This window comes from Sphingomonas flavida (genome assembly GCF_036663655.1).
GTDB lineage: Bacteria > Pseudomonadota > Alphaproteobacteria > Sphingomonadales > Sphingomonadaceae > Sphingomonas.
Genome location: NZ_JAXOJH010000062.1, coordinates 1 through 1,034 on the forward strand (window position 1 = coordinate 1; position 1,034 = coordinate 1,034).

At 67.9% G+C, this 1,034-nt stretch carries 1 pseudogene; it reads left to right on the forward strand.

Annotation, left to right across the window (positions count from 1 at the left end):
- A pseudogene (locus U1703_RS18905) lies at positions 1-1,022 on the forward strand (IS3 family transposase); the annotation flags it as partial.
- Positions 1,023-1,034 lie beyond the last annotated feature (12 nt).

Sequence of the window (1,034 nt, forward strand, 5' to 3'; positions counted from 1 at the left end):
GCCGGCGAGGAGGTGGTGCCCGCGTCCGAGTACCGGGCGCTGCAGGCGCAGGTGAGCGAACTCCAGCGTCTGCTCGGCAAGAAAACCATGGAAGCCGAGATCCTGCGCGAGGCCGTGTCCCGGGCCGCAGGCCCAAAAAAACTGCTGTTGCGCTCGACCTCGTTGCCGGGGGACGGTCAATGACCGCGGTCGCCGACGCCATCGGCATCAGCCGCCAGCATCTGTCCGCCATGCACAACCGACCACCGCCCAAGCCGCGAGGGCGACCGCCGCTGCCCGACGCCGAACTGGTTGCCGAGATCCGTGCGCTCGTTGCCGATCTGCCGACCTATGGCTATCGCCGCGTCCATGCCTTGCTGCGCCGTCAGGCCCGCCAGACCGGATGCGAAAGCCCCAACGCGAAGCGGGTATACCGCGTGATGAAGGTTCACGGCCTGCTGCTCCAGCCCCATAGCGGCAAAGGCGAGGAACGGCGCCACGACGGCCGTGTCGCTGTCGACCGGCGCAACACCCGCTGGTGCTCCGACGCGTTGGAGATTGCTTGCGACAATGGCGAGAAGGTCCGCGTCGCCTTCGCGCTCGACTGTTGCGACCGGGAAGCCATGGGGCACGTCGCCACCACCGGCGGCATCACCGCCGAGGACGTCCGCGACCTGATGGTCGCCACCGTCGAGCACCGCTTCGGACCCGTGAACCGCCTGGCTGAGCCGATCGAGTGGCTCACCGACAACGGCAGTCCCTATGTCGCCGGCGATACCAGACGCTTCGCGCGCCACATCGGCCTCGTTCCGCGCACCACCCCGGTCAGCAGCCCGCAGTCCAACGGCATGGCAGAGGCCTTCGTCCGCACACTCAAGCGCGACTATGTCCGCGTGAACCCTACGCCTGACGCACGCACCGTCATCGAGCACCTGCCCGCCTGGCTGACCCACTACAACGAGGTCCACCCGCACAAGGCGCTGGGCTATCGCTCGCCCCGCGAGTACATCACGCAAACCCGCGAGGCCCCGTCAGGCATTTAGGGGGCAACAACA